Source organism: Chitinophaga sp. (assembly GCF_035761305.1).
Lineage (GTDB): Bacteria > Bacteroidota > Bacteroidia > Chitinophagales > Chitinophagaceae > Chitinophaga.
Window position 1 is genome coordinate 21,487 of record NZ_DASTRI010000141.1, and the last position, 15,571, is coordinate 37,057.

Annotated in this window: 5 protein-coding genes; all 5 read right to left on the bottom strand. The window is 46.0% G+C overall.

The window, feature by feature from the left end; translation table 11 throughout:
- Position 1 precedes the first annotated feature (1 nt).
- The 5 genes from VFS25_RS12240 to VFS25_RS12260 all read right to left on the bottom strand — a co-directional run bounded on the left by VFS25_RS12240 (position 2) and on the right by VFS25_RS12260 (position 15,497).
- Positions 2-1,240 carry a hypothetical protein gene (locus VFS25_RS12240; protein WP_326462435.1) on the bottom strand — a complete coding sequence of 413 codons (1,239 nt, stop codon included), beginning with the start codon at positions 1,238-1,240 and terminating at the stop codon, positions 2-4.
- A gap of 1,235 nt (positions 1,241-2,475) precedes the next feature.
- Complete coding sequence (locus VFS25_RS12245) at positions 2,476-9,138, bottom strand: DUF5977 domain-containing protein (protein WP_326462436.1); 6,663 nt, start codon at positions 9,136-9,138, stop codon at positions 2,476-2,478.
- A gap of 23 nt (positions 9,139-9,161) precedes the next feature.
- Positions 9,162-10,256, bottom strand: a complete 1,095-nt coding sequence (locus VFS25_RS12250; RefSeq protein WP_326462437.1) for a hypothetical protein — start codon at positions 10,254-10,256, stop codon at positions 9,162-9,164.
- A 13-nt stretch (positions 10,257-10,269) separates the two neighbouring features.
- Positions 10,270-12,534, bottom strand: coding sequence for a hypothetical protein (locus VFS25_RS12255; RefSeq protein WP_326462438.1), 2,265 nt, complete (start codon positions 12,532-12,534; stop codon positions 10,270-10,272).
- A 596-nt stretch (positions 12,535-13,130) separates the two neighbouring features.
- Positions 13,131-15,497, bottom strand: a complete 2,367-nt coding sequence (locus VFS25_RS12260) for a beta-L-arabinofuranosidase domain-containing protein (RefSeq protein WP_326462439.1) — start codon at positions 15,495-15,497, stop codon at positions 13,131-13,133.
- Positions 15,498-15,571: the final 74 nt, after the last annotated feature.

The following is a 15,571-nucleotide window of genomic DNA, read 5'->3' on the forward strand; positions in this document are numbered from 1 at the left end:
ATCACTGGTCTTCTTTTAATAATGCAGTTCTTGTTTCCTTAATGGTTTTAATGCCTCTTTCTGTTTCCTTTTTCAGGCGTATCAACGTGCCGTCATCATCATACTCATAGAAAGTGGCATAGTTATTTTCGTCCAGCTCCGCCATTAAACGCAGGGTTACCGGGTTGTATACAAATGATTTCATATTGGCATTAAAGGGATGTATCCTTATATCATCAAAATAGGCAATGGCGTTACCGGTAGATTGCAGGTTAATGGATATGCGGGTAGCGCCGGCCGGAAGATCTACCGCCTGCTCTATACGCTGCCAGCCTTCAATAATATTCCCCGATGGCTTTACTATAACGGTTGTATTGCCCGATGCCTGTTCTACTATGATGCTTATCTGGCTATTTGCGTAGCTCTGGCAATGGCAATCCTGCGCTTCCTTTACCCAGGCCCCTACCAGCACCTGCTTATCCGAAAGTGGGGAGAATACCGGTAACAGCGCCTCTGAAGTAGCCCTGATACTTTTAAGCACAACCTTTCCACCCCCGCATTCACTATTTTCTGTATTAAATGAAAGCCCGAAAGTGTTATTATCTTCTGTGGTGAGCGGGGCGCTCACGCCGATTGAGGAGCCGGCAGCCACACGGAGGCTGTATTTACCGGTGTGCTGCTCAAGCGTGTCCAGGTTATCCCGGTACGTTGAAAAATCAAAGTTCCTGGCGCTTGCGCATGCATTGTCGCAAATAGCGGGCTCAAAGAAGTAATCCTCAAACCCGTCAAAGGCGCTTTCACGATACCGGCTATTTTGCACTACCGCCACCGGTAACGCATAGTCGTAGCCATACAGGCCGGCGTTATAACGGCCCAGGGGATCTTTATTCTCCAACTCAAAACCTTTCCTGTTAAACAGGGTGCTTTCTGAATTCCATACCCACTTTGATTCATCGTACTGCGGCGTCATTAATTTATCGCTTTGTATGCCCCAGAACGGTGTAAAGGTGGTGAACAGCCCTTCCTTTTGTACATTGGTTTTGGCCAAAAAAGCAGGAGCAACGCGGGTATCGTAATATGTATAGGCTTTGTAAGGCCGCCAGTTACCGGCCAGGCTGTATACAAATGGGTTTACACTTACGTCGGTAACCGCGCTGTAGCAAATGCCGGATGTAACTGTGGTGCAGGTGTAGCAGGAGTCAACCTGGAGCTGGGCGGTAGTAATCCCCTCCTGAGCAGGCGCAATATATGTTACATCCAACGTAGGGCGTTTTGCCGGATCAGGATACAACTGTGAGCAAAAAGTTGCATAGGCGGCGGGATTACCGGAAAATGAACTGGAAAAAAGGGTAAAGCCCCTATTTTCATGTTCCCTCCAAAACTTTACGTGGTCAAGCGCATTAAATGTAATATCCTGAAAATAAGATGTGATATTTAAAGAAGAATTAGCAAAGCTAAGCCAAGTATACATTAAGGTATCTGGAGACATGGTTGTATTATGCCATTGTCTTCCGGGCATAAACATACATGCTGAAAAAAAGCCAGCTTCAGCTGAAGTTGTATGTGCATTAGAATAAACCGGCGGCATGAATCCATCGGGATGTGCATATAATTTAAGCGTAGCAGATTGTATAACTGCATCTGCAGGGATATTTTCGACCCCACCAAACCTGAAATCAGTTAACACCATGTAGCTCTCTTTACTTCCCTCGGGAGCAACATCTTTATTAAATTCATAGGCGCTTACTATCTTTTGTGTGAGTGTATCTTTCACCAAGTTTTCATATCCGATTTGTGTTGTCACATTACCGGTAGTATAAAAAGGATCGGTAAAAACATGATCTGATTGCAGAACATTATAAAGCGTCATTGCTTCCGTTACCTGGAATGTATTGTTTATCACCTTGCCACCCTGATAAACAACATTTGCATTACCGGCACACTCGTTTGACATTAATGAAAAAAAGTTCACCGAGGCGCTACTTAAAGACTTCAGTGACACTATACAATCCCCTATCCTTGCCTTGTAAACTGTACCGACAGAGTCTGTAGTTAACGCAAAAAATGATTTATTGATATTATCATTCAGCACATTGCACGCTTTATAGTTTACTGGATACCCGGCATTATTGGCATCCTGCACCAGGGTAGATACCAGCATATTATCTGTGGCAGGTATAAACAGCCGGCGTGAAGCCATCAGGTAATCAAACAGCGGCTTCAGACAGCTGCAGGTACAGGAAGTTCCGGCAGTAGCCGTTGTTGCCAAACTGTTAATCGCCGTTCTTTTCCGGGAAGGAGCGCTGCTCTTCTTCGTTATCAAAGAATCGTATTTTATTATTCTATCACTCCCATCCGGCAACTGTTCCAACTTCACAACGGTTACCTTCTGTGCATTGGCTATGCCGGAGAACAGGCATACCGATAGCATAACCATCGTTAATATTTTATTTATTACTGACATCATCTTGTATGTTCCGTTTACATTGAGTAATGTTAATGTAATGAAGCCGTTTCCACTACAATAGTGTGAGAAGTTGTCCAGGTAGCGAACCCGCCACTGCTGATACTTGTTTCATCCCCATTCACCGTAGCTTTTAATCCGCTCATATCCGTTGAGGTGATCTTCACAATATAGCTACCTGTAGGAAGGCTCAGATCTTGCGGAGGCGTATCTGATTCCAGGAAACTTCCACTGAACACTTCCTCCTGCGTAGCTTCATTTTTAACAACCATATCAAATCTTCCTCCCGATCCATTTGCACCCGGTTTAGTACGTGTATTAATAGAGCCCGGCAGCACGCAAATACCATTATTGTTTGCATCAGCATACGCCTGTCCGTTAGCATTAATATCTGCAATAGCCTTATTATTGGCATCCTGTAGACTTTCATAAGAAGAGTATGTATACGCCGGTACTGTATACCTCACGAGCGATCCTTCATGTTCTGCATCACAACCTGATTTTGAGAATTTCTGATATTGCTCGCTGTTCCAGTATACTGGACGCGGTGTTGTCGATACTATTATCTCTGACGGATTCCTCAACTCAAATTCCTGAAGTACATCCGGAGGGCAGAACTTTTCTTCACTCCCTACGATTACATATATCCCTTCCGATCTCTTAGTGTACACACTCACTCCATAATTTTCATTCACCTGCTTATCAAAGAGAATACAGTAAGGAATAGGATTGGCAAGAAGATCCGATGGCGGGTCGGTGGTATAAGTAATAGCGCTGTTTGTCAGGTCGCTTATTACACCTACATCAAATCTTCCAATTACATCCGGCACATCCTCCTCTGTTCTTCCCCTTACCGTTATACGGCAGGGCGGGCCGCTACAAACACCGTTGGCGTTAGCATAGGCTTGCCCGTTACTGTCTATGTCAGCCTGCGCCTGCGCGTCTGCATCTTCCTGGCTGATGATGGAAGTATATTTGCCGGCTGGCACCGTATAGGTTACTACCGATCCTGTACCGCTGGTACATTCCTTCACAAAATCATGGCTCAACTCCTGATTGCCATAAGTTGTAGTAGTGCAATCATCAATGTTATAGGCAGCAGGCACACAGTTTGTGACCGTACCAGCCTTTTTCCGGTCTGCCGCCTTCCAGAACTGCTTAAATTCCGTAGCGCTGGCGCCTATGATCTTTGAGTCTGTGTTTATTACAAGGCTGTTGCCCACAACCGGGTTTTCGAGCATAGTTATTTCTCCAACACTGGCATTTATATTCCTGCGCCCGGATCGTATAATTTTCATAGAAATATCGTTACCGCTGAACGGCACACCATCTGCATCTACAAAATAGATATCTGATGGGCCGCCGTTCATAGTATTTGCATCTATTGCCCATATTTTACTTGCGCTGGGGAAAGTAGCCGGCTGCGGATCACAGTCTGATCCATAGGTCTTGGGGTGCGACCATATCAGCAGTTCATCCCCGCCGGTAAAATAGCTTGCTTCCGTACCGCTCAATAGTCCCTGCGTGATCCGCCCTTCCTTCATATAAACATGGTCCAGGGTAAAGCCTATATTCTTATAAGCCCCTCCCATACCATCATATGCCCAGGCAGCAGGATAGTTAAAATGGTAAACGGGATCGTTAAACTCATTTTGTGTGCTGGTTAATACCGGTTCCCCGGTTTCGCTGTCATATAAAAGATTGGCGGTGCTTACACGGCTGCCTTTATCCACCGCGCGTACGCTGTCGATTATACCATGCCGGCTGACTACCTTTGTAAGCGCTACTGACCGGAATTTGCTCTCATCGCGTTGCGCCAGGTTAAACAGCGACGGAATAATCCAGGGAATAATTCCTGCGGCAAACATTTCCGTATTCAGGTTCAGGTTATAGGCGTTGGTAACAGAGCGTTGTTCGCGCATATCCACCATTACCTCAACATCTTTACCAATAGAGGCGTTGGCATCAATAATTCCCTGTGGAGTAATAGCAGCCACTGTATTGTTCAGATGCTTGAACTCCTGGCCCAGGTTATCTACATGATAAAAGTTTTCGGTATAGGCTATATAATTATCCGGGTCGGATTCTGCGTAGGTGGCTTTTGAACGCAGCTTGCCGTGCATATCATTCAGCTCTACCTTAAAACCCTGGCTAATTGCCAGGAAGTGCTTTGCATTAATGCGAAGGAAGTTTGCAAGCGCCGGTTTATATTTTTTCTTTCCGTCGGCCAGCTCAGTTCTGTCGGTAAGCGTAGGAAAGTCGTAGCTGGTAAAGAAGATGGTTTCCTCATAACCATTTGCAGAACGGACGTTTTTTGAATGGATAGACCTTACCCTCACCTTGCTGTACCCCACTACAGGCGACGGAAAAAAGGACTCTCCCAACGGCTCTTCAGTATAGCCTACCGTTACCGGCGCAAGGGCTGCTACCTGCTCTTTATATTGGACAGGCACGCGCCAGGGGTTTTCTTCCCCTCCTAGCATAGGCTCATAAGATGCCACGCCGGAGCTGATAAGCTCCATTTTGCCGTTTATCCGTTTGGCAGTAGTGTACTGGTATTCCTCACCATACTCGGCTTCCTTCTGTTTTGTCATGGCATTCCAGTGGTCGTAGGTAACAATGCTTTTTACCCGCAGTCCGCCGCCGTATTTTTTAAAGAAGGGATTGTTCAGCCGTATATAAGTACGGTTCAGATCTACTTCTTTAGCCCAGTCTTTTTTTCTTGCATTCTCGTCAAAGGAGGTGAACATGCTTTTAATATTGTCAGCCATACCTACAATCACCTTTACCACTGCGCCCACATTGGGGTTCTCGCCAACGTCAGACCCGGGATAGGCCTTTGACGGCAGATTCAGGCGCAGGAACTGGATGGCTGCTTTTGCCAAGGGGCTGTATGATCCGCCTTCCTCTCCATTGTTGTCAATGGCTTTCATTTTTATCCAGATGGTATTACCATCAGTGCCATCAATAATCCCATAGCCATCATCCGAATAATCCAGTTTAGCGTAGCAAGGCACATATTCGTTACCAGAACCCCATTTATCTGACGGCATTTTTACAAAAAGCTTAAAGTAAGTGGTGTTCAGGCCCCTGAGATAACGCTCAAAAACCTCTGACCTGCTGGTTACTTTTTTAGGCACACTAATACCTACATATAAATGATCTGCGGTATAGTATATATTCTGCTTGCTGTACAACTTATTGGTAAGATCACTCACCGATTCAGGCTTCGATGCCGAAAAACCGGCCACCTTAAATAGCTGCGCTGCCTGTTTATTCTGCACATAAGCGTAATCGTCACTTTCATAGGTGATTTTCATACGTGCGCCTGAAGGCTGCACTATATAGTCAAGTGTCCAGGCTGCGGCATTTTCAGCAGCCGCAGCGCTGTCTTGCAAGGCATAGGGATATTCTGCATTTGTAATCACGTTATCAATCGTAGAGCCGGGATTCTGCAGGGGGGCTTTATAGTTACCCCACCGGTCATACGACTGTGCATTATAACGGGGATTCTTCGCATTATAGGAGAATATATAAGGATTACGCCTCCCTTTATTATTGCCGTTATAGGTAAACCAAATGCTGTCCAGCGTAAGCTTGCCATTATCATTCACCTGCCCGCTCTCATCCACCACGCCGGCATTAATCCCCCTGCATAATTTATAACTATAGCTGAAATGCACTGTTTTTACCGGAGTTGCATTGGTTCCATGCTTCTTGAAATCTGCTTTTGTATACAGGTTAATTTCATCCAGCTTTTTGGCAGGCCCTTTTTGCTTTTTACCATCCCGGTCAATTTCATACAGGTCTTCCCGGTCACTGACGGTAAAGGTGGCGATCATGTTCTTTGATTCAATTGTATTAAGATACCACAGTTCCTTTTCGCCATATACATAGTTCCCTTTATCATCACGGTTATCGGTTTTCAGGCCTTCATTATAACCTGCCTTATCGCTATAAGGTGTCCTCCATTTATATGGATTAAGGATGCCGGCCACCTTTGTATAGTTGAATTTTACGGCATCACCCGGATCGTCGTCGGAAACACCATTGCCTGTAAGATCCACATAGTCGGGCGACAGGATGCCCGTTAACAGGAAAGAATGCGCAAAGGCCGGCATATCTTCCCGGCTGAAATAATGATCATTTCCTTTGGTATTCGATGTAGTATCATCAGTACCGGAAACATAGCTTACCAGGCCTTCTGCTGCATTACCGTCTGATGCATTTACAGAAAAAGTGGCTTCCTGCTGTTTGAGGTTATATACCGGCAGGCCGTATACATATCTCCTGCCATCAGGGTTCAATACATCTATTTCAGAGATGTGGTTCTCTTTCCGGAATGTGTTCACCCGCTTTTCCTTTAATATGTTACCGCCGTTTACCTCAAATACATCCTTTGTCAGCGGCGGATAAAGGAATTTGGTGGGGATGATCTCCCTGGGGTGACCAAGATATTCCCAGTACAGCTTCATGGCCGCTTTCTTTCTGAACTGGAAGTAATCCACCTTTATGTCATAAAACTCGCCGGCAACCAGGTTTACTTCCACCTTGCCATTGGTTGATTCACCTTCGCCCTGCACACCCCATCGGTCAATCAGAAAATTGCCATTGATGTAAACAGCCGCTCCATCATCACTACCAGTAGTTATTATGTAATGACCGGTAACATCTGCTTTCAAACGTCCTCTCCAGCTAATGGAAAACTCATCCCCCATATCTGCTACAACATCAGGAGGCAACCCGTTGGTCATGTCTTCCTGTTTGGAAAAGTCTATCTTAGAATCAAGCCTGGAGTACAGCCAATGATTAACATTTGGTCCCTTGTGGTAATCGGCCATCAGCCCCGTGCCCTCCCCGTTTGTTTCATCCGGGAAAGTATTGTCGCAGTTTTCCAGCTGAAAGGTATTGAGCTTGTAGTTTTCTATATATTTTGTAAGACCTGCTACGCTGGCTTCTTTTGCAGTGAGATAAGATATCACCTGTGTCCTTTTATCGCGCGATGCTTTATAGACCTGGTCTTTCCGAAGCCGGATGTTATCTATATAGTTTTTATTACGATAGCGTTTCAGCACATTGGTTGTACTAAGCGTACTGCTGCTGCTGCCCGGCTGAAACAGGTCTACCGTCACCGCATCATCTCCGCCTACTGCATCATAAAAGGTTTTGGTATTCACTACCTTTTCCGCAGGGTTGCGGAAATAAGCAGCTTCAAAGAGCTTATCAGATTTCCGGAAACCAATAGTAGCTGCCAAAGGGTTTTCGTTTATCCAGGGACCGCTTTGTGTGTTGGCGCTTACATAGTTGAGGTCCACACCACCATGTACTATTTGAGGCCCTGCACCAATATCAAGGCTTACCCGGTCAGATGCATCTTTTGTGCGCATATGATGGTCATATACAAAGCCAATATCGCCGCGGTAGGCCCTGAACATACCACCGGTGCCTTCTCCTGTCATAGAAAACACATCATAGGTATAGGATGGAATACCGATATTGGGGGTTTGCGGTTTTTCCCGGTAAGGGATATCCTTTTCACGGTTATAATCCAGCAACGCCCCGGGGTCTGCAGCGCCGTTCTGATAATTCAGATAGCCATAAGCAGGTATTGACCGGTGCTGGTCCTGGGGCGCAATATATTGCCTGGATTGATAACCGCTGACAAACAAACTTGGATGCACAACAGTTAATTCGGTACCTATCCCGAAAGAAGCGGAAAAATTTACGCTTGTATACGGCAGGCTAATGGTAGGCATATAGGAAGGATAAGCAAACGAAAGCAATGGACTTGAATAGGTACCATACCAGCTGAGGTATTGTGAAAGCTGCAGCGCCTTCATACCGGTTCTTGAGTTATAGGCTGTACCAATTGTAGTACTGCCGGTTACTCCTCCCATTGCTGCAGCCTGTTCCTCCGTTGCCTTAACAGAAAGCGAAGGTGATAATGTAATTCCTTCCTGCGAATTGTTTGTAAGCGAGATTCCCGCAGTTAACGGGCCTTTCCCATTAGCGGCCGAATTGACAGTAGGATTCACGCCGACCTCAAGCCCCCAGCCTTTGTAAGTATTGGTAAAAACCCCAAGGCTGCCGCTCAGGCTTATAGGATAACCTACAACTTCCGCTCCCAAACCTACAGTTGCCCCTGTTGTTTTATTTTCCTTTATGGAAGCTGTTTTTGCAATAGAGTCTGTTCCATTAAAATCATCCGGTATACCGCGCATATTACGGGTAATGGCTCCGGGGTTTATATTCCATCCCAGGCCCACCCAACTGGCTTCCTGGTCCATAGTAACGCCGCTGTTGTAGCCAATGGCAATAGGATATCCGCCAACATCCATCAAAGGAATAGTGTATGAAAAGTCACCCGTAAACAGGTCAACCATATTGGTGTTATTTACCGGGTGAAAAGCGCCGCTTTCAGGTTGTCCAGGACCAATGTCACCGGCAGCAGCCGTTATCTTTTTTACCTTGTTCCCCTTTTTATTGCTTTCCGGTAAAGTATTCTTTATCCTGTTTACAGGCGCTGCCGGTTTTACAGCAGCATTGGGATCAGCAGCCGGAACAACATAAATACGTTTACCCGTTCTTACTACCGCTCCTCTTGCATAGTGCGGTAGTACAGCTTCTATATAAAGCGTCATCAGCCACATTATAACAATCACTTTCCTGCCTTTTGCAACTCGTGCCAGTATCATGTAAAATATATTTAGGTATGCTGTTATTGTTTATGCTGCCTGGTATAAATAAATTTCATTTGCCAGTACTCATGACGTGAGTTTAACAAACGGAATAAATAAGTTTTCCCGTCTTCCAGCCGGCTTTCTCTTAATCTCAGTTCCAACAGGTTGTCGCCTGTGGCCAGGGAAAGATTTCCCTGCTGAATAGCGCCACCGCTTTCCTGTAACGGGATTATCTCATACTGCACGGTTTTATCATTTGCATCATTGCTATAGGAAAAATGAAGCGGTCCCCTGCTATTTGCTACTGAAGCATCTATCTCCTTTTTCAGCTGCATATAAGCATTTGCATTTACCGACTGCATATTTTGCATACCTTTAATCCGGAATGTCCACACCTCTGTTTGTGCTGCATAACGGGGGCCGTTATTTGCGGTAACGGTCCATGCATAGTTCTTCCCCGTGTCCAGCGCTAAAGCAGATGACGGATAGCTCACAAAAATGTTCCTGTTATGCATGGAGCGAAAAACAGGAATGTTCTGCTGCACTGCCTCTGCCGGCGACTGCCCATTGCGCACTTCTACCAGCACCATGTCGTAATTGAGATCCTTAAAAATATTCAGCGGTGCAGGGGGCAGCCAGGAGAACTGGGGTTGCATTGTTTCCAGTACGCTGCCGTTGGCCGGGGTATTTAATAAGGGCGGGCTTACCGGCTCCACGGCAAAGGGAATACAGTCTTCCGCCAATAATGCTCCTTCGTGTCCGGTTGTTGCAACGCTATAGCAAGCCTGGTAATTTCCGGTTGCCAGCAGCCCGTTCACATCGCTGTCCACCGCGGTAGACAAATATTCATATTGCACCGGGCCTGCATCTTCCGCCCTTATCTGTTTTGCGCCTTTGTACAGGGTAATGGTGCGCGATATACCTGTAAGCAACGGCTGGTTGGTTTGCGCATCTGATAAACGGAGCATAATCTTCACATTTACCGGTGCGCCGGAAGCCGACACCAGCAACATATTCCACAACTGTGATTTTTGCATTACACCTGCCGGGGGCAGCTGCACCGTCATACTTACCTGCGCCTGCGTTTGCAGCGCAGTCAGCAGGCATGCATATATCCATAGGTACTTTTTCATCAAGCTCATTTGTTTAAAATATCCTGGTATAGGTTAATCTTCCGGTGTTGTTAGGCACCAGCTGTTTATTAGGGCCGGGAATAAATCCTTTATCCCCCATTAAGGCTATTTCTCCCAACCTGGGCACATTCACCCGTACATTACCTGTGTAGCCTAACTGCTCCCGGCTATACACGGTTTGTTTACTATACTTCACCCCACCGCCGGTTTCCAACCATTGGTTTACTTTAAACTGGAGATTGCCGTCTGCACCATACAAAGCATAGTCCTGGTTGGCAGCTGCCGACAAAGTACCGTTCAGGGTAAAGCGTCCCAGGAACACCGTATGGTTCAATAGTATATTTTTACTGTTGAAGTATACAAAGCTGCTATCTGTTTGCTTATTGTAAAAACGCGTATATGAAAGAATGGTATTCATCATAACACCCCTGCATTGGTAAAAATGACTTACAGCACCCACCAGCGTATAGAACAGGTTTTCGGTATACCGGTCATCGCTCAGCTTCACTAACTGGGAGCTGGGAGAATAGCTTACTGATACCACCGGCCATTTACGTACGCGCAATGTTGCCTGTATACTTTTAAATATAGTGCTGGTATGATAATCTACATTCTGGTATAAGCTGGTAAAATCGTTCTGGCGTATAGTACCTGATATTGTAAGCTGCTTTTTAAACAGCAGCTGATCTACCCTTACAGACCATGCACTTTGCGAAGAACCGGTAGTGTATAAGCTGAACGACTGAAAATTAGTGCCCATTCTTTTGTACATGGCATTGATACTGGTGCCTGTAACGGGTATATAGGAGAACGATTTTATGGCATATGCCTCATTAGAACGGTTTCCAAACCGGAATACGCTGCCCAAAGCACTTTCCTTATCAGCGGCCCTTGCATAGTACGGCAGGGAGGATTTTGCTATTTCCCCTACCAGGTAATTATGCTTGTTCAGCTGCCATTTCCCCTCCAGCGATACGCCCATGATCCTGTAATCCGGTGCAGATTGCGGTCCGGCGCCAGTAGTATCTGTGTTGTAATTGTACAGCTGCTTTTTGCCGGTGTACCAGGTAAAAATGAGGTTATTTCCTTCACGCATACCGGCTCCGATCCTGATAAGGTTCAGGTATTGCCGCGCTCTGTTGTCATTAACAATAAAGTTCCTGAAACGGTAATCCACTATACCGGTTGCAAATGCTACATAGTAAGAAGGGTTATATTCAGCCTGCACACCCAGGATACTTATATCCTTTGCCGTTAGCTCCGAATAATCTACCATTGTTCTTCCAATGCCTATTGATCGGATAGCCAATAACTGCTTATACCCTTTAGGAAGCACTGTGTCAGGCAAGTTCATGGCATGCAGGTTATCAGACAATTCCTTATTATTCCGGCTTTGCGCCAGCACATCCATCAAATGATCGTTATTTGTACCAAACTGGTTTTTCCTTTGCTGGTATAACTTATCAAACCGGGCAAACTCCTTTTGTAATGAATCCAGTTGTTCTTCGGCCGACTTGCGTTCAGCTGCCAGTTTCTGAAGAGCGGTACCGGCTTTTGAGTTTTCAGGCATTTGCCGCTTAACTGCCGGCGGCCAGCGTTGTGACAGATTAACATTTTCTAATGCGAAAGATGGAAGCTTTGCAATTGAATCCCAGGCCCTGGCATATAGCGCTCTTTCCTTTGCTTCTATTACCTGCTGCAAGCCTGAAGGGGCCTGTAGCTTGTATTTTAAACGGCTGATCTCCTTAGTTTTAAGCTCAAGGCTGTCCCTTAGCAGCTGCAATTGCCGTAGCTGCCACAGGCGACCGGCATCCCAATGACGGGCATTATTCATCAGCATGTTCTTGAAATCCCGGTTTGTGTACTGAAGGTTAAGCCCTGTAACATTCCTGAACAGCGATGAGTTGCCCATGTTTGTTGAAAAAGCTATTCTTACCGGGTATTGGTTGCGTATAGTAATATCAAGAAATGTTTGAACGGTATGCTGATAAATATCTTTTTCCACGTAAGGTGTATCTACATTCGACTGGTAGTACACATCATACATCACATTTCCATGAACAGTGAGAAAAGGCAAACGCATAGGAACCTGCGAAATATGCCGCTTTACCCGAACCGGCATTGCAACCGTATCTTTCCCAGGCAAAGAATAAGGAGTAACCGTTACACCCTTACAACCACCATACATGAGATAGTAGCTGGTATCCTGCCGGGACTGGCCATATCCTTCTGATATAAAAAGCACAAAAAACAATAGTATGGAGGTACAGGTTCTCAAAAACAATGTGTTATTACATTTTCTTTGCTGCCCATGCTTACGGATGCCGCATGCATAACGCACATTACATTCACGAACATGCTATTACAAGCATTTTTTAAACTGACAATAAACGTTGGGATACTGTAACAGGGGGAAACAGGGTTATTCAGCTGTTTACGCTTGTTTCACAGTATAGGGTAACCATTTGATCTTCTATTTTCGGGTTACATCTCTTGTATATTTTCCCAATAATTCATAGTCGGGTAGTAAAGGGCTAAACGCACGATTAACTACATAGGTATAAAAGATTCCAGGACAAAGATTACACATTTTATGAATTATGCAAAGTTTTTATCCAAAAAAGTTATTTACATCATTAATAATGACTTTGATTTATGCATCCGACTATTTGCAATACAATTATTTAGCCTACCTAAAAAACAAATAACATTCACACATTCTTTTAAACATGAAAGCCGCTGCACGGGAGAACGGACTATTATTATTAAGTACAGCCACATCACATTACAAACAATGAGCTCTTTACAAAAACAAAAAACCAGGCAACCCGTGCGCTGGTCTTTTGCTGTCGATTAACATTTATTTATAGGGTACTATGGTTGCTGCATCATTCTTATTGTACCGTATACAGGACCTACGTGATTATTCTTCCGCGCCTGTAATTTTATTGTTACAATTTGCCTGCCTTTGGTTAATGATGAAGGAATAGGATATACAATGTCGTAAAACTTACTTGCCTTAAATTTGTTAAGGTCCTCTGTGGCAACCTGCTCACCATCTACCAGTATATCAAATTTGCAGTAACGGTTATCCATACCCCAGTAGGTAAATTGCAGGCTGTTATCTTTATCCGGGTTCACCTTCATCGTAAACTGCATATAGCCGTCGTCCCATACCGCCCGCCATTTTTTACCATGTTCCTCACCGGTAGTGGTTTTATCGCTGACCGTGAAATTATGATCGCGTTCGGGCTGCATTTCTGCTATGCGCAGGGCATCTACGGTACTGGCTTCTATTTCCTTTTGCCGCTTCTTTTCTGCTTCATATTTAGCTTGCTGCGCTGTCCAGCCTTCGGGCGTAAAGGCGTCCCAGTATACGCTGTACCACTCGTCCTGTATGCTGTTAAAGGGCACCAGCGTTACATCTGCCGGCTTACCAATGTTGCTGGTATTCCATACCAGCGATTGCGGATCATCGCGGCGCAGCCACTGGTTAGGATCTTTTTCTGATGTAACAAACACCGGTATGCCGGTAACAGGGTCCGGCTCTTTATTGCCCAGCTGCCCTGCCAGCACCACAGGGCCATAGAACAAGGCTACGCGGCCGGGATTGTCAGGCATAGCCACTGTGTATACATCCATAGGTAGTAACAGCTGCACCTTATCACCGGTTTTCCAGGTGCGGTTAACGGTCATATACCCTTCTTCGTCTGTGGTAACCGGTTGTGCCTTGCCGTTTACTGTTAACTGCATGCCTGGCTGCACCCAGCGTGGCTTGCGGATGCGTAAAGCAAATGCGGCTGGCTGCTTTGCAGTGATGGTAAACGTTACCTTATCTTCTGCCGGCAGCTTTGTCTGCTGCTCAACAGTAACGCCCTTGTGCCGCCACGTAAGGCGGGATGGTATGAACAGGTTTACATACAGGCTGCCATCTGCACCTTCAAAATAAATGCTTTCCCCGTACTTAACATGGTTTTCCATACCGGAGCCTACGCAGCAGGTAAAGGTGTGGAAAGAGTCGCTGAACTCCTTACGCGCGCCCATGCGCAGCGGTACAAAGTAGCACATCATACCGCTGTGGTGATTTTGTGAGGAAAGAATATGGTTGTATAAAGCACGCTCGTAAAAATCCATGAGGTTGGCGGCTGGCTGCAACGCAAACAGGTGCCGGGTTAGCTTCAGCATGTTGTAAGTGTTGCAGGTTTCCATGGTGTTTTCCGTAAGAAAGTCGTTCAGCTGGTCCGGCTGGCCCAGGTACTCGTAGTTGCTGTTGCCGCCTGGCGCATAAGAATGGTGCTGCGTAACGGTGTTCCAGAAAAAGCGGCCTATAATGCTGTCTTTATCTGTGCCGGTTAGCTCAAAGCGGCGTAAGCAGCCAATAATTTTAGGTATCTGCGTGTTGGAGTGTTTGCCGGGCAGTATATCCTGCTGCATGGCCAGCGAGTCCAATACGCGACGGTCATGGAATTTGTAGGAAAGATCCAGGTACTTTTTTTCACCGGTAAGCGCATAAGTATTCACCAGCGCTTCATTCATGCCGCCGTATTCACACAGCAGCATTTTCTGCACCAGCGAGTCCGGCAGGTGGCCTACTATCTGCCCTGTCCAGTCGGCCATACCTTTTTCTACAGCAAGCGCCTGCTGGTTATTGCAATACAAATAAGCGTCCAGCAAACCGGCCATAATCTTGTGTACCGTGTACCAGGGCGACCAGCCTCCGTTCAAATCAAACCCACGGGAACGGATATGCCCTTCCGATACCTGTTGCCAGATACTGTCTTCATTCGGAATAGCGCCTATATAGCCGGTTTTACGGTGCTGCTGGCACTCCGCCAGCTCGCTTACGATATAGTTCACCTTATCAAGGAAACGCTTATCGCCGCTGGCTGCGTAGTGCATGGCGCAGGCCGACAAATAATGCCCCAGCGAATGGCCTGCCAGCCCGGAAGACTCCCATCCCCCGTATCGTTTAGCCTTTGCCTTCAGGCCGGAATGTTCCCGGAAATCGGCCAGGAAACGGTCCGGCTCCAGCAGCAGCAGGTACGCCACATCTGCATCCTGTGCTCTTTTAAAAGGACCGTCCAGCAATTGTACGTCTTCCAGGTTAAAGCTGTAGGCGTGCACCGGCACTTTCGCTTTCACCTTCATTTTCACCTGCTGCCGCTCCGGCACATAAGACTGCGCCTGCAGCGCGCTATAGCCTGTTTGTAACAACAGGATGCTGATCAGAAATCGTTTCATACAGAAAGTAAACGCAAAATGTAAAATCTAAAATGCAAAAGTTGGCTGGCGGTCCTTCATCTTTACATTTGATA